This window comes from Methyloversatilis universalis FAM5 (assembly GCF_000214035.2).
Taxonomy (GTDB): domain Bacteria; phylum Pseudomonadota; class Gammaproteobacteria; order Burkholderiales; family Rhodocyclaceae; genus Methyloversatilis; species Methyloversatilis universalis.
The window spans coordinates 151,694-171,626 of the sequence record NZ_AFHG01000058.1 but is presented as its reverse complement, the minus strand read 5'-3'; the positions used below and the strand labels follow the sequence as shown (position 1 = coordinate 171,626).

Genomic DNA, 19,933 nt, shown 5'->3' with positions numbered 1-19,933 from the left:
GCGATCCGCGACACAGCCGGTCCTGCGGGCGGAGGCGTCCGCCTGAATTCCGACGGAGCAGCCGAGTGAGCATCCCCGCCAAGCTGGGCAAGTACGACATCCTGCGCGAACTCGGCCAGGGTGCGATGGGCATCGTCTACGAAGGGCGCGACCCGGTCATCGACCGGCGGGTCGCGATCAAGACGCTGAAACGCGAACAGCTGGAGCGCAGCGAGGCCGACGAGGTGATCGCGCGCTTCAAGCGCGAGGCGCAGGCGGCCGGCCGGCTCAACCATCCGAACGTGGTGGCCATCTACGAGTATGGGGAAATGAGTGGCGAGGAAGCGGACGGCACCGCCTTCATCGCAATGGAATTCGTGCAGGGTCGCGAACTGAAGGACGCCTTCGATTCGGACGAGCGCATCGCGCTGCCGCTGGTCGGACGCATCATGGGCCAGCTGCTGGACGCGCTGGAACACGCGCACCGCAACGGCGTCGTGCACCGCGACATCAAGCCGGCCAACATCATCCTGCTGGCCGACGGCACGGTAAAGGTGGCCGATTTCGGCGTGGCCCGCATCGAATCGTCCAATCTGACCCAGGCCGGCACCGTCATGGGCACGCCGTCCTACATGTCGCCCGAACAGTTCATGGGCCAGACCGTGGATGGCCGCAGCGACCTTTTTTCCGCCGGCGTGGTGCTGTACCAGCTGCTGACCGGCGAAAAGCCGTTCACCGGTGCGCTCACCACCATCATGCACAAGGTGCTGAAGGAAGATCCGCCCTGGCCTTCGGTGCTGAACGTGCATGTACCGGCACGTCTCGACGCGGTGGTGAAGCGGGCCATGGCCAAGCGGCCGGAAGACCGCTTCCAGAGCGCCGCCGACTTCCGGCGCGCGCTCGACGCCGCGCTGACGGGAGCGCCGGCGGACGAGGACGCGACCATGGTCAATCTGGGCGACGCCACCCTGTCGGACGCCACGCTGGCCACGGCGACCATGGCCGGCGCACCGCCTGCGGCTCAGGCCGACGCGACGCTGCAGCAGCCGGCGCGCCCACCGGTCAGTGCCGCGCCGGCAAGCGGCGCCGCAGCTCCGCGTCCGGACACGCCACCCACGATGCCGCCTCCCGCCGCCCGTCCGGCACCGTCCCGCGCACCGATTGCGGTCGCCGTGACGGCCGCGCTGGTCGCGGTCGCCGCCGGCGGCTGGCTGCTGACCCGGCCGGCGCCGGAGGCCCCTGCGGCACCGCCGCCCACCGCCCCGGTCGCGGCAGAGCCGGCCACAGCGGCGCCGGTAGCCGTCACCCCTGCGCCCGCGCTCGATCCGGGCGTGGCGGTGATCAGCGCCATCGGCCTCGCGGACCCGAGCGATCCGAAACTGGCCGACAACCCGGCCGCCGTGACCCAGGCGCTGCGCGAGGATGCGCGCCGGCAGATTCTCGAAAAGGCGGTGGCGCTGTTCGTCGATCCGAAGTCGGTGAACGCGCATTACGACGCACTGCAGGCCAGGCTGCTCGACCGCAGCGGCGACTTCATCCAGGCGGTACTCGAAGAAGGCCCGCCCCAGCTGGGCAAGGACGGCCTGATGGCCGGTCAGGTGAGGGCGGCGGTCAAGGTGCGGCAGGTACAGAAGTCGCTGAACCAGATGTCGCAGGACGAGCGGGTCGATTTCATCCGCAACAACGGCGACCCGAAGATCGCGGTGGCCGTCGCCTCGCGCTGGGCCGAGGGCGATCCCAACGCGCCGGCGCAGCGCTCGGCACTGGCCGAGAACACGCTGAAGCAGCACATCCAGGGTTTCGGCTTCCGCACCTGGAATGACGACGCCAATGCGGCCCAGAACGCGGATTTCACCGTGGACAGCGAAGTGCGCTTCAAGCGCCTGAGCGCGCGGCTGCCGGCTTCCGGCCTGGTGGTCGAGAAGGTGGTGCTGACCTCATGGACAGTACGCTGCACCGACCGCAAGACCGGCGAGGAGGTGTATCTGAACACCGCCGTGCCGGAAGGCACGAGCTGGGCGTCGGAAGAGAAGGCGCTGGCCGACATCGGCAGGCGGGTGGGCGAACAGTTCAGCCGCGATTTCTTTCTCAGCCACTTCCACTTCACCGCACGCCGGGTGGCGCTGCAGCTGACCGGACTGCCGGGCGAGGACGTGGCCGGATCGCTGCTGCGGGAAATCGCGTCGATGCGTGCCGTACTCGGCGCCGAGGTGAAAATGCTGGGCCGCGACAGCGCCGCCTTCGTGGTGGACATGTCCGGTGGCCTGGCGGATACCGGACAGAACGTGCAGGCCGGCATACTGATGCCGCTGTCGCGCAAGCTGGGGCGCAACTGCCTGAGCGTGGCGGCGAGCAGCCAGGACGCGGTCACGCTGGCCTTCGACGCCGGCTGCGCGACGCCGGACATGCTGGCCCGGCTGCAGACGCTGCCGCCGGCCGCGCTGATGGAGGCTGCGCCGTCGCGTCGTCAGGCGGTGGTGAGCAATCCGGATACGCTGAAGAAGATCAGCATGTGAAGCCGGTGCTGGCAGCCGCCGGCACCGCGCGGTGCCTTACTCCAGCACCTCGAAACTCATCAGGTCTATGCCCTGTTCCAGCGCGCTGTGACCGAAACCTATGGTGCCCTGGCCGCGCAGGATGATTTCCTCGCGCTTGAGCACCACCTCGTTCTCGCCCTCGATGCGCAGGAAGGTGCCGTTGGTGCTCTGGTCGATCAGCACGAACTTGTCGCGCCGGCGCTCGATGCGCGCGTGATTGCGTGACGCGCGCTGGTCCTTGATCACCACTTCGTTGCTCATGTCGCGGCCGAGTGTCAGCGGGCCGTGGGCGTTGTCCACGGTCAGTTCGGTCTCGCGGTAGCGCAGCATCAGCCGCGCGACGTTGTAGCTGGCGACGATGCTGGTCGCCTTCATCGTCAGGTCGGCGCCTTCCTGCCACAGCACCTCGCACACCCGCACGTCGTCGGTCTTGCCCTTCACCGTCAGCGCGTCGATTTCGCGTACCTGCGGCGCCAGGCTCAGCGTGACCGCGGAAATCGTTTCCGCACTGGTCATGATCTGCCCGGCCTTGGCCAGCCCGGCCATGCGGGACGCCATGTTGACGGTGTCGCCGAACACGTCGCCGTTTTCCTCGATCGCCGGGCCGTAGTGGAAACCCACCCGGATCGCCAGCTTCACGCCGGACACCGGCGGCAGGTCGGTCACCCGGTGCTGCATCTCGCAGGCGGCCTGTATGCCGGCATCGGCGGTCGGGAAGGTGGTCATCACCTCGTCGCCTATGGTCTTGATCACCCGGCCACCATGGCCGTCGACCACCCGGCTCATGCGGTTCAGGCAACGTTCGACCGCGCGCAGCGCCTCGGCGTCACCCAGCTTCTCGTAAAGCCGGGTGCTGCCGGACACGTCAGCGAACAGCACGCACAGAGAGGGATGTTGGGATGTCATGACTGGCCGGATGGGCGGGAACTTTGCGCCATTTTACAAACTAAGGCGACGCTACACGCACGCCTTCACCGCGGCAATACGACAAAGGTTCTACGGATGCGTCACAAATGCACGCTGCGCCCGCCGTCGACCGCGATGATCTGGCCGGTGATGTAGGGCGCATCGTCCACCAGGAAGCGTACCGTACGGGCGATGTCCTGTGGGTGGCCTTCGCGCCGCAGCAGCGTCTGCTGCACGATACGCTCGCGCTCGGCGGCGTCGAACAGGTCGTTTTCAGGCCACTGTATCGGCCCCGGCGCCACGCCATTCACCCGCACCTGCGGCGCCAGCTCGATCGCCAGCGCCCGGGTGAGCGTGGCCAGCGCGCCCTTCGAGGCGCTGTACAGCGCGTAGCCGGGCAGCGGCCGGTCGGCGTGGATGTCAGCAATATTCACGATGCAGCCGCCGCTGTCGCGCAGCGCCGGCGCGGCCGCCTGCGACAGGAACAGCGGTGCGCGGAAATTGCTGCCCGTAAGGTCGTCCCAGTCGCGCAGCGTGATGCTGCCGACCGGGGTCGGGTAGAAGGACGACGCATTGTTGATCAGCGCGTCCAGCCGGCCGAACTTGGCCACCGTCTTGTCCACCAGTTCCGGCAGCCGGGCCGTATCCAGCAGGTCGGCAGACAGGCAGCACGCGCTCTTGCCGCGCCGGGCGTTGAGTTCATCCAGCAGCAACAGCGCTTCCTCCGCCGACTGCCGGTAATGGATGGCCACCCGCCAGCCGCCGTCGTGCAGCGTGCGCGCGATCTGCGCGCCCAGCCGCCGCGCCGCGCCGGTGATCAGGGCCACCCTGCCGTGTTCGATCGCCATCTTTCCCTCACCGTAGTTCCGCCCGGCGGTTTGTCCGCCGTGTCTCAATGCCGCATTATCGCGGACCCGCGCCCGCGCGTTTGCCACGATTACCGCACCATGTCCCTGCCCCAGCCCGATGCCGAAGCCCTCGCCCACAGCGCCCGCCTGCGTGCGCGCATGCTCGAAGAGCTTGCCGGCAGCGGCTGGATGCCGTTCAGCCGCTACATGGAGCGGGCACTGTACGCGCCGGGACTGGGCTATTACAGCGGCGCGCTGCAAAAGTTCGGCAGCGGCGGCGATTTCGTCACCGCACCGGAGCTGTCGCCGCTGTTCGGCCGCAGTCTGGCCCGCCAGCTGGCCGAACTGATGGCGCACAGCGCACACAGCCTGATCGAGGCAGGCGCCGGCAGCGGCCGTCTGGCGGCCGATCTGCTGGCCGAACTGGAGCGACAGGGCGCGCTGCCCGAGCGCTACGCCATACTCGAACTGTCCGCGGACCTGCGAGCACGTCAGCAGGCGCTGATCGCAGCCGAACTGCCACATCTGGCCGGGCGCGTGCACTGGCTGGACAGCCTGCCGGAACAGTTTGACGGCGTCGTGATCGGCAACGAAGTGCTGGACGCCATGCCAGTCGAACGGCTGCGCGCCGGCACCGACGGCATCGAACAGGCCGGCGTCGGTGCCACCGCCGACGGCGCGCTCGAAATCGTGTGGCGACCGGCGCCGCCCGAACTGGCGGCCGAGGCACAGGCGCTCGGTTTCCGCGACGGCTACGACAGCGAAATCAATTTCGCCGCCCGCGCGTGGGTGGCCGAATGGGCCCGCCGCATCGGTCGCGGCGCGCTGCTGCTGATCGACTACGGTTTTCCTCAGGCCGAGTACTACCACCCGGACCGGCGCACCGGCACCCTGATGTGCCACTACCGCCACCATGCCCACACCGACCCGCTGTGGATGCCCGGCCTGAACGATCTGACCGCCCACGTCGATTTCACCGCGGTCGCCCAGTCCGCCTTCGACGCCGGCATGTCGCTGGCCGGCTACACGTCGCAGGCCAACTTCCTGCTGAACTGCGGCGTGCTCGACCTGCTCGACCGCGACGCCGACGCGCTGACGCGGGCACGCGAGAACACCGCGCTGAACCGGCTCACCTCGCCGGCCGAAATGGGCGAACTGTTCAAGGTGATCTGCACCACCCGCGGGCTGGACGATCTGCCGCTGCTCGGCTTCGCACGCGGCGACCGCAGCCACACGCTGTAGCGCGCGGGCGGCGCGCTCAGAAGCCGATCTTCTTCGGCCGGCTGGCCCGCCCCGCGTCGAGATCGACCGGCAGCAGGTGGTCGCGCTGCGCCAGCTTGGCATTGCCGAAGGCGGCCAGCAGCACCTTGCGCATGTCGCGCGGCGGCACCTCGGCCAGCCGCTCCAGCACTTCGTCCGCCGGTTCCGGCTCGAAGCCCCAGTCATGTGCGGCCACCAGTTCCTCGTACAGCGTGCGGGCGATGGAGCCGGCCTGCTCGCGGTCCGGCCGCGGCACGGTATAGACATTCATCCGGCTCAGGATGGGCTCCGGAATGGCGCGCTCGTCGTTGGCGGTGGACACCCACATGATGTGGCTCGCGTCGATGTCGACCTCGACGAATTCATCGCGGAACTGGCGCGCGGTGTCCTGTTCGAGCAGGCCGTACAGCGCGCCCATCGGGTCGTAGCGCGCGTCGCCGCCGGCCTTGTCCACCTCGTCCAGCACCATCAGCGGATTGGCATAGTCGCCGCAGACCAGTGCCTGCGCCACCTTGCCCGGCTTGGCGTGCGACCACTGCGACGAGGCACCGGACAGGATCCAGCCAGCGGTGAGCGAGGACATGGACACGAATTCGAAGCCGGTGCCCAGCACATTGGCGAGCTGGCGCGCGAAATGGGTCTTGCCGATGCCCGGCTCGCCGAGCAGCAGGATGGGGGTGAAGCTGACCGGCTCGTTGCCGGCCACCGCCAGCGCCAGCGAACGCTTCAGGTCGTCCAGTACCGGCGCGAAATTGGGGCAGCGCGCGTACAGCGGCCGCAGCCCCTCGAAGGACGAGGGCTTGACCACGTAGCGGGTGCCGCCCAGCGACTTCATCTTGGCGTAGAAGGCGGTCAACGCCTCGTTGCTCGAGGGGCTGCCCGCCTCCATCGCGCGGTCGACGTCACCGACGTCGTAGATCTCGCGGCATTCCGCCAGAGGAATCCGAATGTCCGCCTGCTCCATGGCTGGTCTCCCGAAACCTGATGACTGCATCCACGGCGCGCCGCACCGGTTTCTGGAGCGGCGCGCACCCGTAAAAGATGAAGCATCATTCGCGCCCGATCAAGTCATCGGGTGCATGCGGGCGGGCGTCAGCCGGCGGACGGTACGATGAGGCGGGCCAGCGTCGGGAAGCGGCTGGGCTGGCCGAGCAGCAGCCGCACCAGTTCGTCCAGCCATTCGTTGCCGGCGTCATCCGCCGGCGGGGTGTAATCGACCACGCCGAAACGTTCGACGTTCTGCAGCGTGAGCCGCAGCGTGAGCGTCGCGAAATCGGCCACCAGTTCGGCACGGCCGCGCACTTCCGGCGCAACATCGAACACCTGCGCACGCAGCCGGCCGTAGTCGTCGCGAGAGGGCTGTTCCTCGAACCGCAGCCCGTGCTCCTTCAGCGCCGCCCGCAGCGCGTCGGCCGACAGTGCGTCGCGCTCGCAACGCAGCACCGACTGGCCGCGCAACAGCCAGGAGAGCGAAACCCGGGCGAGCTGATCCGGTGCCTCCGCACCACGCTGGCGCGTATTCACGTCCGAGGTCAGCCAGGACAGGCCGCGCAGCACGCCCAGACCGAGCAGCGGGTAATCGCGCGCCACCTGGGGCCGGATCACGTTGAGCTGTGCGGACAGCTGGGTGAAGTAATCGCGTACCCGCATCAGGCGCTGCGACAGCGCCTGTTCCGCGCCGCTGCGCGCAGCCTGTTCGCCCCGCTGCATCTGCATCGCATGCGCCCGGATGCGCTGCGCCTCGCCGGCCAGATCCGCCAGCAGCGAGGACGACGCCGCAACCGGCTGAGCCGCCGTCACGGGCGCGGAAGCGTGCGCAGCGGGCGTCACCGGCGGAGTGGCCGGCCGCGGGACCGGCACATCGGTCAGGGTCGGGAAGGCCACGGCTGCGGGCGCGGATTCGCGGCCGCTCCGTGCGGCCGGCCGCCCAGCGGGCGTGGGAGCGATCGACACGTCAGGCGTACCACGGGCCGAAAAGGCATCGATGTCGGCCGCCAGTTCGGCCAGCACATCCTCCACCGGCGCTGACGGCTTGCCGGAGCGCCCTCGCCGGTAAGGCGGCGAAGCCTCCTCCACGCCTGGCGCCGGTTGCGTGGCCTCCTGCGCCGCGCGCGCCGGCGCGCCGGCCGCATCGACCACCGCGCCACGCAGCGCGACAGCCAGCGCGCCGGCATCGGCGTAGCGGTCCACCGGCGACTTGGCGAGCGACCTCATCACCACGATGTCGAGGTCGGGCGGCACTTCGGGGTCGAGCGCGCTCGGCGTGGGCGTGGGTGCGTGGGCGATGTTCTCCAGCACCGTGGCGAGCGAACCGGTCAGCGGCGAGCCGAAAGGCGGCCGTCCGGCCAGCATTTCGAACATCAGCGCGCCGAGCGAGAACACGTCGGAGCGCGCGTCGGGCGCCAGACCCTGCACCTGCTCAGGCGCCAGATACTGCGGCATGGCCGGCAGCGCGTCCGGCGAAGGTACCGGCAGGCCGAAATCGGTCACCGACACCCGGCCGTCGCCGTCGATCAGGATGTTGGACGCCTTCAGCCCGCCGTGCACCACGCCGGCGGCATGGGCACAGGCCAGCGCATCCGCCACCTGCAGACCGATGCTGCGCACCCATTCGAAGGACATGCGCGGCAGCACATCGAGCAGCTGGCGCAGAGAACGGGCATCCGGGCGCTCGCTGGCCACCCAGGGCTGACCGTCGGTGGCCACGCCCTGGTCAAGCAGCCGGACCACGCCCGGATGGCGCAGGCCGGAGACCGCCAGCACGCTGCGACCGAGCGCGCGGACATAGGCGTCAGGATCAGCCGCGATGTCGATGCGGAACAGCTTGATCGCCAGCGTGCGGCCGGCACCCGGCTCGGTCGCTTCGAACACCGCACCGCGTTCGCCGCGGCCGATCTCCCGTCCGAGCACGTAGCGACCGAGCCTGCGTACGTCGTTCATGCGCAGGCCCTCAGCGGCCGGTACGGACGGGCTGGGTACGAGGAGTCATGCGGGAGGAATCGGGCGGAGCGCTGCATGCGCAGCATATTACCCGGGTTGAATGAGACAGGCGCTCGCAGCAGCGAGATGAAGCGGAAGAAAATCAGCCAGACACACGCCGGCCGCAGCGGACCGGGCGTACGTGGATCAGGACGCCGGACGGCGCCCTGACTGTCATTCCTGTGCGCGGTAGATGTCGCGCAGATAGGCGTCCGGATCGGCCACTGCGCTGCGCGGACGCGCCACCGGCGAACGGCGGCCGCCGGCCGCGGCTTCGAGGTGCGGCAGCCATCCCGCGTTCAGCACTTCGTCGCCGTAATCCTGGCTGCGGCCGATCGACTTGCCGCTCATGAAATCGAACAGATCCATCTTCGTCTTCCCGTACCCGAGTGCCGATAAGGCGGCTATCGGCCGCGCGTGTTCCAGCCTTTAATCATCCGGACGGCCGATATGCCCGTTCACCGAAATTTCACACGGGCGGTGCCCCGTTCGTCCGCGACCTTGCCGGCCGTTCTTGCTGGACTAATCTGGAGAAGACTGACCTCCTCCCCGCATGTTCATGTCCGGCCGCTTCGCAACCGTACCGCTGCTTCTGCTGCTCTGCCCGGCCTCGGTCGCGCTCGCCGGTCCGGCGGAAAACCAGGCGCTGATCGACACCGCGCGTGCCCGCTGGGAAGGCTCGCCGCAGGCCGGCTGGATGGTCCGCATCCTGCCGCCGTCGGTCGATGCCGCCGCACTGCCTGAAGCCGGCTCCGGCGGCGCGGCCCTGCTGGCGCGCTACTGCGCGCAGTGCCATCACCTGCCGAACCCGGCCATGCATCACCCGGACAAGTGGCCGAAAGTCGTCCACCGCATGGTGGACCGGATGCGCGGCCACGGGAACAGAGGTGCGCAGATGAGACAGATGATGGGCGGTCTGGCCGCGCCGGACGAGGAAGAAGTACACATGCTGATCGGCTATCTGCGACGTAATGCACAGAAGCCGATCGATGTCGCCCGCTATCCGGACCTGGACACCCGGGGCCGCAGCTTCCGCGACGCCTGCGAGCAGTGCCACGTGCTGCCCGAGCCCGCCAGCCGGACCGCCGGGGAGTGGCGCCGGGTGGTGAGCCGGATGGAACGCAATATGGCGTGGATGAACAGGGTGACCGGCTCGCAGGCCGTGCCCGGCGAGCCGCAGCTCCGGGTGCCGGACATCCTGTCCTATCTGACGGCGCACGCGGCGCCGGCCACGCGCACGCGCTAGTTGCCGGTCTGGCAGTCCGGTTCGTCGGTCACCGAGCCGGCCAGCGTCTCGTCCAGCCAGTCGAGCACGCGCTGGGCCACCTTGCGCCACTCGGCTTCCAGCATCATGCCGTGGCCCATGCCCGGAAACACGTGAGGCAGTACGCCCAGCGCGCGCGCGGTCATTTCGGTCAGCGCCGGCGGGATGATGGGGTCGCATTCGGCGCCGAGCAGCAGCATGGGCGGACGGTGCATGCGGGCCGGCTGCGGCAGGTTGAACAGGGTCATGTCCCAGATCACCCGCGCCGATTCCGGCTGAATCCTGGCAGCCATCTGCTGCAGCCGTTCCATCGATACCGGCTGCGCGAACAGGGCGTCGCGCAGCGCGTCCAGCGACGTGCCGCCGCCGGCCAGCAGCGCATTCAGTTCGGACATCACGTCGGGCTTGCGCAGGACCAGCCCGACCGCCGACGCCCACAGTCCCTGCGGTGGCACCGAGGCCATCAGGACGGCGGCGGGCACCTGTCTCACCTCGAGACACTTCTGTACCACCATGCCGCCCATCGAGTGACCGATCAGCACCGGCGGCGTCTCGAATCCGTCCATCACTTCGAGCACGTCCCGGACGTAATCGTCCAGGCTGATCAGGTCCAGGTATTCGCGACCGGGGCTGCCGCCGTGGCCGGACAGCGAAAGCGCGCACGCGGTGTAGCCCGCATCGGCGAAGAAAGGCAGGAAATGTTCGTCCCAGCACCAGGCTGCGGTATAGGCGCCATGCACGAACAGCAGCGGCACCGCATGCGCGTGCCCGGCCGGTCGGCGGGTGAGGATTTCCAGGGGACCCTGGCGCTTGATCATGAAAAGGACTCCGTCAGTGACTCGATACTGTAACCGGAAGCAGCATCCGGGCCAGCGGACCTGTGGAGAGCTTGCTCAATCGGCGGTGACCAGCGCGGCGCCGGTTGACGGACGGACGGCTGGCGCCGGCGCGGCATCGGGCGACTGCGCCCAGCGCGAGTCCCTGAACCAGCGCTCCAGCGCATCGGCCGGTATCGGCTTGCTGATCAGGTAGCCCTGCGCCAGATCGCAGCCGAGCGCACGCAGGCGCTCCAGCACTTCTTCGCTTTCCACGCCTTCGGCGGTCACCTTGAGGCCCATGTTGTGGGCCAGTTCTATGGTCGAGCGGACGATGATTTCGTCGTTCGGGTTGTCCAGCAGGTGCATTACGAAACTGCGGTCTATCTTCATTTCGCTGACCGGCATCTGACGCAGGTAGGACAGCGAGGAATAGCCGGTGCCGTAATCGTCGATCGACAGCGCGCAGCCGGTGTCGCGCAGCGCCTGCAGATTGGCAAGCGCCCGCAGCGGGTCGTCCAGCACCGCGCTTTCGGTGATTTCCAGCGTAATCAGCCGGGCCGGACAGGCGTGCTGCCGCAGCATGTCGGCAAACACCGCCGGCAGGTCGGGGTTCAGCAGGTCGCGCGCAGAAATGTTGAGCGACACGTTCACCTCCAGCCCGTTCGCCAGCCACTGACCGCACTGTCTCACCGCGGCATTCATGACCCACAGCGTGATCGCCTTGATGTAGCCGGTCTGTTCGGCGAAGGGAATGAACTCGAAGGGCGGCACGAAGCCGCGGGTCGGGTGTATCCAGCGCACCAGCGCCTCGACGTGGTGAACACGGTCAGGCTGGGTGGAGACCTTGGGCTGGAAGTACAGCACCAGTTCGTCGCGCTCGACCGCCTTGCGCAGTTCGGACAGCAGCGACAGCCGCTCGACGTTCTGGTCCTGATGACGCGGGTCGTAGATTTCGGCCACCGAGTTGTGGCGCTTGGCCAGATACATCGCGATGTCGGCCTGACGCATCAGGTCGCGCCCGCTGACCCCCTGCTCCGGGCAGGCGGACACGCCCATGCTGGCGCTCACGTCCACCACCTGTCCGTCCAGATTCATCGGCTGGTTGATCGCTTCGGCGATGCGGCTGGCCACGCCCAGCGCCTGGCGGGCATCGGCATCCGGCAGCAGCACGGCGAACTCGTCGCCGCCCAGCCGTGCCACCTGATCCCGCACATTGCGCAGCGCTTCGCGCAGGCGGCGCGCCACCTCCTTCAGCAGCAGATCGCCGAAATCGTGACCCAGCGTGTCATTCACCATCTTGAAGCGGTCGAGATCGAGGCTGACCACCGCCACACTGGCGGACCGGGCACCGGCTTCGCGGATGTACTCGTCCAGCCGCTCGGCAAAGTAGGCGCGGTTCGGCAGACCGGTCAGCGCGTCGTAGTAGGCCAGTTCGGTGATGCGCGCCTCGCGTGAGGCGATGGTGCCGGTCATATGGACAAAGGCGTCCGCCAGCTGACCGATCTCGTCACCGCGCGCCACCGTCGGCGGCTTGCCGTATTCGCCGGATTCGACCCGGCGGGCGAACTCGGCGAGCCGGACCACCGGCGAGGCGATCGAGCGGCCCATGAAGGCGCTGGCCAGCAGCGCGACCAGCATGCCCAGCAGCGACAGCCCGGCCCACTCCCGGTACAGCCGCTGCCAGGGCGCCAGCGCCCGGTCCAGCGACAGCTGCAGCACCGCGCCAACCTGTTCCTGCCCGCCGGCATCGATCGCGTGCAGCCGGCTCACGTAGTCATGACCGCTCAACGACAGCGTCACCGGCTCGACCCGGATCGATGATGCCGGCACACGCTGCAGCAATTCGCTCTGGAGGGGCTCGGCCAGTGTGCTCGACACCAGTTTCCAGCCAGGCTGTTCGGCGCCCAGGCGGACAAAGCTCACCTCGAGCCCGGTCACGCCCTTCAATTCGTTCATCAGGCGCTGGTCGACGCCGAAGCCCATCACCACCCAGGCCACCGGCAGCGGCGCCATCACCGGCACCACCACCACCTGATAGAGGCTGCCGGACACGACGGCAAAGCCGCCCCCGTCCTGGGTGCTGCTGCGCCGTGCCTGTTCGATCAGCTGGTGCAGGCGGTCCGGCGTGCTTCCGGGATCAAAGGGCGAACTGGCGATGACCGACTCGTCCAGCGCCAGCAGCAGCATCAGGTCCGCACTGATGCGGCCGCCGTGATTGGCCAGCGCGGACGTGATGGTGTCCCGGTCTCCGCTGAGCAGCGCCTCGCGGAAACCGTAGTCGGCGGACAGCACGCGCGCCGCCTGGGTGAGCTGCCCGGTGCGTTCGCGCAGCATGCGGTCGAATACCCGATGGCCGGTCTGCAGTTCCTCGCGCGCGTCGTCGTGCGCGCTGCTGCGGCCGATTTCGCCGAACAGCAGCAGACCGCCGGCCTGGGTGACCAGCAGCAGCGCGGCACACCACGCGGCGATCTTCCACTTCAGGCCGACACGCATCATGAGCTTCAGGGCTTCAGCTCCACTGCCAGCGTTTCGTTCAGATCGCCGGCCACCTTCAGCGGACGCAGCGGCAGGTCAGGCATGCCGAGACGGCGCGGGTGCCAGACCTGGACCTGATAGTCGCCCGGCGGCACGTCGCGGATCTGCGCCGCGCCGTCGTTGCCCGACACCGCGAACCACGGGGTATCGACCACCGACACATAGGCCACCATCTGGTCGTGGATATTGCAGCCCAGCACCACCAGCCCCGCCTTGTCGAACACGACCGGCTTTTCCGGCTTGCCGCTGTACAGCTTCAGTTCGAACACCTTGGCCGGCGAAAAGGAATAGACGTGATGACGAACCGTATCGTTGTTCGGGAATTCGATGGCCGCACCGACCTGCACCGCGGACACCTGGGGCATGAAGCTCTTCCGCACCTGTTCGATGCGTGCAGGGCGCGGCGCGGGCAGATTCGCGCGGGACGCCGGCAGCAGCGCGATCACCACGCCATCCAGCGCGCGACCCGCGCTGTCGACCGTGCGGTAGGCCACCGTGGCGGCCTGTGCCGGACCGCCGGCACAGAGGGCGGCCAGGAACAGCGCGGCGGCCCGCAGTCGCGGGCGGAATGCAATAACGGACACAGTGCTCGTTCAAAGTGCAGACAGGAAATCGGATTTACGGGCGGGAACCCTTCTTTCTTGAGGCAGCCAGAGCGCAAGGCCGGAAAAAATCGGACCTCCGGCACTCAAGGGCCCCGCACCATCGCCCGTTCACGCCCCCGGAACATGACAACAAAGGGCCGGCCTCACGCTGGCCCCACCACGGAGATCCCGCCATGCCCCGCCACGCACCGCCGTATCACCGCACCCGCCCCACCGCCCTGGCCGCAGCCCTGCTTGCGTCCGCAACCGGGCTGACCGCCTGCGCACATCGTCCGGCTGACGTGCCGGGCACGCCCCGCAAGGAGCTGGTGCGCGCGGTCACCCAGGATCACCGGCTGATCAGCTTCAACGCCGGCCAGCCCGGTCGCCTGCTGTCCGACCTGAAACTGAGCGGACTGGCGTCCGGCGAAACGGTGCTCGGCATCGACTACCGGGTGGCCAAGGGCGATCTGTACGCGCTCGGCAGCAGCGGTCGCGTATTCCGGGTCGACGTCGGCACCGGCGCGCTGACGCCGGTCGGTACCCGGCCATTCGCGATCCCGCTCGAAGGGCGGCGCTTCGGCTTCGATTTCAATCCGGCGGCCGACCGCATCCGCATCGTGTCCGATGCCGGACAGAACCTGCGCGCGCACCCGGACAGCGGCGAACTGGTAGACGGCTCGGCCGACCAGCCCGGTCTGCAGCCGGACGGACAGCTGCAGTACGCTGACGGCGATGCGCACGCGGGCGTGGCGCCGCAGATCGTCGCGGCCGGCTACACCTACAACAAGGACAACGAAAAGATCACCACCAATTACGCGATCGACGCCGCGACCGGCACCCTGGTGCGCCAGGGCTCAGTGGAGGGCGCGCAGCCGGTGGTTTCGCCGAATCTGGGCCGGCTGTTCACGGTGGGCGGACTGGGCGTCGGCCCGGTCACCGACGCCCACTTCGACATCGCCGACCTGAACAATGCGGCGCTGGCCGCGCTCAGCACAGCGGGCGATGCGTCGGTGCAGCTGTACGAGATCGATCTGAAAAGCGGCCGCGCCACCCGCATTGGTCGGGTGGCGGACGGCCAGCCGCTGCGCGGCATCGCGATCGAACCCTGAGCCGCGTCGCCGCCCGCCGCAGGGCGCGGACCTACTCGTCGGCGAACTCGCAGTGGCCAGGGCCCAGTTCGGCCGCCTGGGTGGCAGCCCGACGGGCGGCGGCGAACATCGATTCGGCGCCGATGTAGCGGGCGTCGGCGATGGCAATGCCGACCGATACCGGCACCGGCACCTCTTCCGCGCCAACGGTGAGCGGCGCCGACAGCTCCTGCACCAGCCGGCTCGCCAGCTGTGACACCGCAGTGATCACTTCGGTCGAACCGGCCAGCGCGCGCGCGGTTTCGCCGGCGCGGAAGTCGGTCAGCAGCACCGCGAACTGGTAGTTGTCCATATAGGTCACCGCCGCGCCCGGCCCATTGACCGGACGGAAACGGCGCGCCACCCGGGCCAGCGCCTGTTCGATCGCCTCGCTGCCGGCCTGCGTCTGCGCGCCCGGCCCGGCCACGCCGGTCGCCTGTATCAGCTCGACCCCGGTTTCGGGGGGCGACAGCCGGCCGGCCAGTCCGCTCACATCCACCCACAGCAGCGCGAACGGGAAATCGTTCACCTGCGACTGGTGCAGCGTCCACGCCAGCAGCGAATCGAAGATGGCGCGGCTGGTCATGCCGGTGCGCGCCTCGAACCACATGCGGCGGCGCGCCTTTTCCTCCGCGCCACGGCGCTCGCTCACGTCGGTGATGAAGCCCTCGATCGCCAGCAGTTCGCCCTGTGACGAGAACACGCCGCGGCCCTGCTCCCACACCCACAGGTAGTTGCCGCTCACGTCGGCCACCCGGTAGGAAATCTGGTAGGGCTTGTGCTGGGCCAGACTGGCCTGCACCTGCGCCCACAGGAATTCGCGGTCTTCCGGGTGCACCAGGCTGCCGAAGGACACGCGGTGGTTCTCCACCAGTTCCCACGGTTCGTAGCCGATCAGGTCCACGCTGCCATCGCTGACGAATTCCATCGTCCACTCCGGGTCGTTGCGACCGCGGTACACCATGCCCGGCACATTGGCGAGCAGGGTGTTCAGGTAGCGCCGGCTCGAACCCAGTTCCTCGCCACGGCGACGGCGGGTCACTTCGCTCAGCGTACCGACCACGCCCACCAGATCGCCGTCCGGCAGCGTGCAGGTCTGCGCGCGCAGCATGACCCAGAACACGTTGCCGCCGGTGTTCACGAGACGGACCTCCATGCTCAGGTGATCGGTCTGTCCGCCGGCCACCGACAGCATGGCCTTGTCGACCGAATCCCGGTCCTCCGGGTGCACCGCGGCCGACAGCATGCGGCCCCGGCTTTCCGGCATGCTGCGACCGGTCAGCCGCTCCCAGGCCCGATTGACATAGGCGATGCGTCCTTCGGCATCGGTCTTGAACATGACCAGATCGAGCTGATCGAGCACCACCGACATCGAGTTCTCGACGCCGTCGCGCGCCGGTGCCACCGCCGCGTCGGCGCTGAACTGGATGAGCCGGCTGCCGGGCACCAGCGTCAGCGGAGAAATGCTGGCGTGCAGTTTGACCGGACCGCCGTCCGCACGCACCAGCCGCAGCACGCCTTCGGCATCGGTCGCGTCATCGGTGCCGGCAATCGCCATCAGCGTGGCGAAGCGCGGATGGTCGACCGGGTGCAGCAGATTGGTGAAGGGAAGACCGACCACCTGATCACCGCGGCCGCCGTAATGCAGCAGCGCGAGAAAGGCCTGATTGGCGAAAGTGATCTCCTGCCCCTGTATCGTGACCGAAGGCGACGAAATGTTGTGGCACAGTTGACCCGCCCACTGCTCCTGCTGCGCAGTGGCTTCAGGCCGGTGCGGGGAGCCCACGTACCAGGGCAGCTTGCGGGCCAGCCACAGCATGGACAGCCCGGTGACCAGCACCGCGACCGGCAGCACGTAAGAGGTCGTCGTACCGTGCCAGGAGCCGACCACCACCGAGAACAGCAGTGCCAGCATCCACGCTGAAAAAACGTACAGAGTCATGTTGATCCGATCCTTCTTCGGCCCGAGCGGGCGCTTCCCTCTGTATACCGGATTGGTGGCGACTCTGGCGGGCTGCATGGTGGCCGCCCTGCTCAGCGTGTGGGGCAGCGTCGAAATCGAGCAGCTGTTCCAGCAGGTGTTCGGCCGCCTGGCCGACCTGTGCAACGAAGGCAGCTACAGCGGCGCGGTGGTGTGCGACGCCTTCCGCAGCGTCGAGAAGTCGCTGCTGGAGCGGGTGGCGGTCATGCTGCTGCTGCAGGTGCTGTGCAGCGCGCTCATCCTGGCGGGTGCGCTGCTCATCATGAAACGCGCGCATGACGTGCTGGTGCGACGCACCGAATCCGCGCTGTCGCTGATGTCGGACAGCGCACGCGTGCGCGGCCGCGATGAGATCAGCCGGCTGATCGACAGTCTGGCCGAACTGAGCGCGCGTCAGGCCGGCTTCGAAGCCGAGGGCCGCTGGCGCCAGCAGACCAGCGGCGAACAGCTCCGGCGCAAGAGCCAGGCACTGCAGACCCTGCACCAGGTGGCGCGCATGTTCACCGACGGCGTGGTGTCCGAATTCAGCCTGCGCAACGGCCTGTCCCTGCTGGAAACATCGCTCGGCGCGCGCACCGCCGGGCTGGCGCTGAATCCGGCGGCGCACAAGGCGCTCGGCACCGTGGCGCTGCTGCATACCCGGGGCGAGCCGGCGGTGCTGCGTCAGCTCGGCGCCGAACAGAATGCGCGCGAGGTGAGCGCGCGGGTGGTGCCGCCCTCCGGCGACTGCGCCGCGCATTCGCTGGTGGTGCCGGTGTGCCGCGGCGACGTGTCGGTCGGCACGCTGGTGATCGAATTTCCGGAGAACGCGCGGGTGGACGACCCGCAGGTGAATCTGGCGGAAAGCTTCGCCCACCTCGCCGCGCTGGCGATTTCCAGCGTCAGCCGCAGCCAAGAGGAAAGACGGGTCGCGCTGATGGAGGAACGCAGCGCCATCGCCGGTGAACTGCACGACTCGCTGGCGCAGTCGCTGGCCTACATGAAAATCCAGGTGGCACGGCTGCAGCGCGGGCTGGACCGCGAGAAGCATCCGACCGATGTGGCGCAGGCGGCGCGCGAACTGCGCGAAGGCCTGTCCGCAGCCTACCGCGAGGTGCGCGAACTGATCGCCGCCTTCCGCGTGCGCATGGGTCCGGGCGGCCTGCTGTCCACGGTGCAGGACGCGGTGGACGATTTCGCGCAGCGCAGCGGTCTGGACATCAGCTTCGTGCACGACCTCGGCCGCTGTCACCTCGAGGTGAACGAGGAATTCCACGTGATGCAGGTGATCCGCGAAGCGCTGTCGAACACCGTGCGGCATGCGCGCGCCTATCATGTGTGGGTGAGCATGCACTACGGCCCGGAGCACCTGCTCACCGTGGTGGTCGACGACGACGGTCGCGGCCTCACCAATCCCTATACCGAAAGCAACCATTACGGGCTGAGCATCATGCGCGAACGCGCCCACTCGCTGGGCGGTGACGTGTCGGTGGTGCACCGGCCGGGCGGCGGCACCCGGGTGCAGCTCACCTTCGCACCGCAGAAGCTGCCCGCCGAACTTCTGACAGAAGGCACGACATGAGCATCCGCATCCTGCTGATCGACGACCACCCGCTGTTCCGCAAGGGCGTGGCGCAACTGGTGCGCGCCGACGAGGAACTGGAACTGGCCGGCGAAGTCAGCGACGGCGCCAGCGGCATCGCGCTGGCCGCCGAGGTCGATCCTGACCTCATCCTGATCGACCTGAACATGAAGGCGATGAACGGCATCGAAACGCTGCGCCAGCTGAAGGCGGCCGGCGTGCGCGGGCGCTGCGTCATGCTCACCGTGTCGGACGACGAACGCGACGTACTCGACGCGATGAAGGCCGGTGCCGACGGCTATCTGCTGAAGGACATGGAGCCGGAAGAACTGTGCGCCCGCATCAAGCAGTCGGTCGGCGGCAATGTGGTGCTCGACGCCAGCGTCGCCGGGCTGCTGGCGCATGCGCTGAATGCGCCGCCGGCCGCCTCGCACAGCGACCTGACCGAGCGCGAGCGGGAAATCCTCGGCCTGCTGGCCGACGGCCGCAGCAACAAGGAAATCGCGCGCGAACTGGGCATTTCCGATGCCACGGTGAAGGTTCACATCAAGCACCTGCTGCGCAAGCTCAACATGAAGAGCCGGCTCGAAGCCGCGGTGTGGGCGCTGCAGAACCCGCAGTTCAGACAGGCGCTGCAGGGCTGACCTGCAAAAAGCGCGGCGGAGCGCTCGCCCCGCCGCACAAGGGCGCCCGGACCGGGCGCCCACGAGGATGACCGCGGAGAACGCTCAGAAGGTGCGCTTCACGTAGAGCAGCCACTTGCTGTCGCCAGTGTCCTTGCAGCGCGTCTGCACACCGCCGGCGTTGTCGCAGATCGTGTACAGCGTCTTGTCCGCGTTGGTGTCGATGTAGGCCACCGCCGCCTGCCAGCCGCCTTCGAAGTTCTTCGTCACCCCCAGCTTCCAGTCGGTGAAGTCGTAGTCGCCGTAGTTCTTCACCTTCTGATGACCCACGTGCGCGTTCAGCACCCAGCTCGGCATGAACTCGTAGTTCGCGTTCAGCTCCAGGTAATCCGATCCGTCCGAATCCGCTCCGAACGACTTCTTGCTGAAACCGAAGTAGTCGGTCACCGCGTACGAGTACTTCAGCTGGATGAACTTCCAGCTCACCGCCGCGTTCAGCTCCAGCGTGTTCAGGCTCTCGGTGCCACCGCCCACCAAGTCGTACTTGCCGCCCGGGAAAATGAACTGCAGGAAGCCCACGTCCACCGTCCAGTCGCCGTAGGTCTTCGCGAAGCCGCCATACAGGTCGATCTCGCCGGTCGCGTTCGACAGTGCCAGATCGCTCACATTGGTACCCCAGATGCCCAGATAGGCGCCGCTCTCGTGCGCAAAATCGAAGCCGCCCTGCACCGCCGGGTTTTCCTGCGTGTACGAAATGCCGCGGAAGATGTACTGCGAGAACACGCCGATGTTCGACGTGATCGTGTACGCCGGCGCAGCCGCTTCTTCAGCCTGGGCCGACAGCGGCAGTGCGCCGGCCAGCAGCGCGCACAGCAGGACGTTCAGTCGGTTTCTTGTCATTGTTCAACTCTCCTCTTGCGGTGGTGAA

At 68.2% G+C, this 19,933-nt stretch carries 16 protein-coding genes; 6 read left to right on the top strand and 10 right to left on the bottom strand.

From position 1 onward, the window contains the following. Positions 1–65: 65 nt before the first annotated feature. Positions 66–2,495, top strand: a complete 2,430-nt coding sequence (locus tag METUNV1_RS17750; RefSeq protein WP_008064186.1) for a serine/threonine-protein kinase — start codon at positions 66–68, stop codon at positions 2,493–2,495. Between the two features lie 36 nt (positions 2,496–2,531). Here the strand turns inward: METUNV1_RS17750 and METUNV1_RS17745 are convergent, their stop codons facing one another. Further along, on the bottom strand, positions 2,532–3,422 hold the full coding sequence (locus tag METUNV1_RS17745) for an adenylate/guanylate cyclase domain-containing protein (protein WP_081471387.1): 891 nt from the start codon (positions 3,420–3,422) through the stop codon (positions 2,532–2,534). Positions 3,423–3,523: 101 nt separating this feature from the next. After that, complete coding sequence (locus METUNV1_RS17740) at positions 3,524–4,270, bottom strand: pteridine reductase (protein ID WP_008064177.1); 747 nt, start codon at positions 4,268–4,270, stop codon at positions 3,524–3,526. A 99-nt stretch (positions 4,271–4,369) separates the two neighbouring features. On the opposite strand from METUNV1_RS17740, the gene METUNV1_RS17735 reads away from it, so the two are divergent. Further along, on the top strand, positions 4,370–5,512 hold the full coding sequence (locus METUNV1_RS17735; protein ID WP_008064173.1) for a class I SAM-dependent methyltransferase: 1,143 nt from the start codon (positions 4,370–4,372) through the stop codon (positions 5,510–5,512). 16 nt (positions 5,513–5,528) lie between these two features. Here METUNV1_RS17735 and METUNV1_RS17730 read toward each other — a convergent pair whose 3' ends face one another. The 3 genes from METUNV1_RS17730 to METUNV1_RS17720 all read right to left on the bottom strand — a co-directional run bounded on the left by METUNV1_RS17730 (position 5,529) and on the right by METUNV1_RS17720 (position 8,878). Then, on the bottom strand, positions 5,529–6,494 hold the full coding sequence (locus METUNV1_RS17730; RefSeq protein ID WP_008064171.1) for an AAA family ATPase: 966 nt from the start codon (positions 6,492–6,494) through the stop codon (positions 5,529–5,531). A gap of 128 nt (positions 6,495–6,622) precedes the next feature. Continuing rightward, positions 6,623–8,470 (bottom strand): serine/threonine-protein kinase, encoded by a 1,848-nt coding sequence (locus METUNV1_RS17725; RefSeq protein WP_008064170.1) that lies wholly within the window; start codon positions 8,468–8,470, stop codon positions 6,623–6,625. A gap of 213 nt (positions 8,471–8,683) precedes the next feature. Beyond that, a complete protein-coding gene (locus METUNV1_RS17720) occupies positions 8,684–8,878 on the bottom strand; it encodes a hypothetical protein (RefSeq protein WP_008064169.1) in 195 nt (64 codons plus the stop codon). 184 nt (positions 8,879–9,062) lie between these two features. On the opposite strand from METUNV1_RS17720, the gene METUNV1_RS17715 reads away from it, so the two are divergent. After that, positions 9,063–9,755, top strand: coding sequence for a hypothetical protein (locus METUNV1_RS17715; protein ID WP_008064168.1), 693 nt, complete (start codon positions 9,063–9,065; stop codon positions 9,753–9,755). On the opposite strand, the gene METUNV1_RS17710 is transcribed toward METUNV1_RS17715, so the two are convergent. The 3 genes from METUNV1_RS17710 to METUNV1_RS17700 all read right to left on the bottom strand — a co-directional run bounded on the left by METUNV1_RS17710 (position 9,752) and on the right by METUNV1_RS17700 (position 13,710). After that, positions 9,752–10,591, bottom strand: a complete 840-nt coding sequence (locus METUNV1_RS17710) for an alpha/beta hydrolase (RefSeq protein WP_008064167.1) — start codon at positions 10,589–10,591, stop codon at positions 9,752–9,754. The genes METUNV1_RS17715 and METUNV1_RS17710 overlap by 4 nt on opposite strands. A gap of 75 nt (positions 10,592–10,666) precedes the next feature. After that, complete coding sequence (locus METUNV1_RS17705) at positions 10,667–13,087, bottom strand: bifunctional diguanylate cyclase/phosphodiesterase (protein WP_008064165.1); 2,421 nt, start codon at positions 13,085–13,087, stop codon at positions 10,667–10,669. Between the two features lie 5 nt (positions 13,088–13,092). After that, a complete protein-coding gene (locus METUNV1_RS17700; protein ID WP_008064163.1) occupies positions 13,093–13,710 on the bottom strand; it encodes a hypothetical protein in 618 nt (205 codons plus the stop codon). A gap of 194 nt (positions 13,711–13,904) precedes the next feature. Here METUNV1_RS17700 and METUNV1_RS17695 point away from each other — a divergent pair, with 194 nt between their 5' ends. Beyond that, on the top strand, positions 13,905–14,822 hold the full coding sequence (locus tag METUNV1_RS17695; protein WP_008064162.1) for a DUF4394 domain-containing protein: 918 nt from the start codon (positions 13,905–13,907) through the stop codon (positions 14,820–14,822). A gap of 31 nt (positions 14,823–14,853) precedes the next feature. On the opposite strand, the gene METUNV1_RS17690 is transcribed toward METUNV1_RS17695, so the two are convergent. Beyond that, positions 14,854–16,782, bottom strand: a complete 1,929-nt coding sequence (locus METUNV1_RS17690; RefSeq protein ID WP_193374326.1) for a PAS domain-containing protein — start codon at positions 16,780–16,782, stop codon at positions 14,854–14,856. Between the two features lie 55 nt (positions 16,783–16,837). Between METUNV1_RS17690 and METUNV1_RS17685 the strand changes: the two genes are divergently transcribed. Beyond that, a complete protein-coding gene (locus METUNV1_RS17685) occupies positions 16,838–18,382 on the top strand; it encodes an ATP-binding protein (RefSeq protein WP_242059671.1) in 1,545 nt (514 codons plus the stop codon). Then, positions 18,379–19,026: a two-component system response regulator NarL gene (narL, locus tag METUNV1_RS17680; protein ID WP_008064156.1), complete on the top strand. Its 648-nt coding sequence runs from the start codon at positions 18,379–18,381 to the stop codon at positions 19,024–19,026. The genes METUNV1_RS17685 and narL overlap by 4 nt, the downstream gene beginning before the upstream one ends. Positions 19,027–19,110: 84 nt before the next feature. Here narL and METUNV1_RS17675 read toward each other — a convergent pair whose 3' ends face one another. Continuing rightward, positions 19,111–19,905 (bottom strand): TorF family putative porin, encoded by a 795-nt coding sequence (locus METUNV1_RS17675; protein ID WP_008064154.1) that lies wholly within the window; start codon positions 19,903–19,905, stop codon positions 19,111–19,113. Positions 19,906–19,933 lie beyond the last annotated feature (28 nt).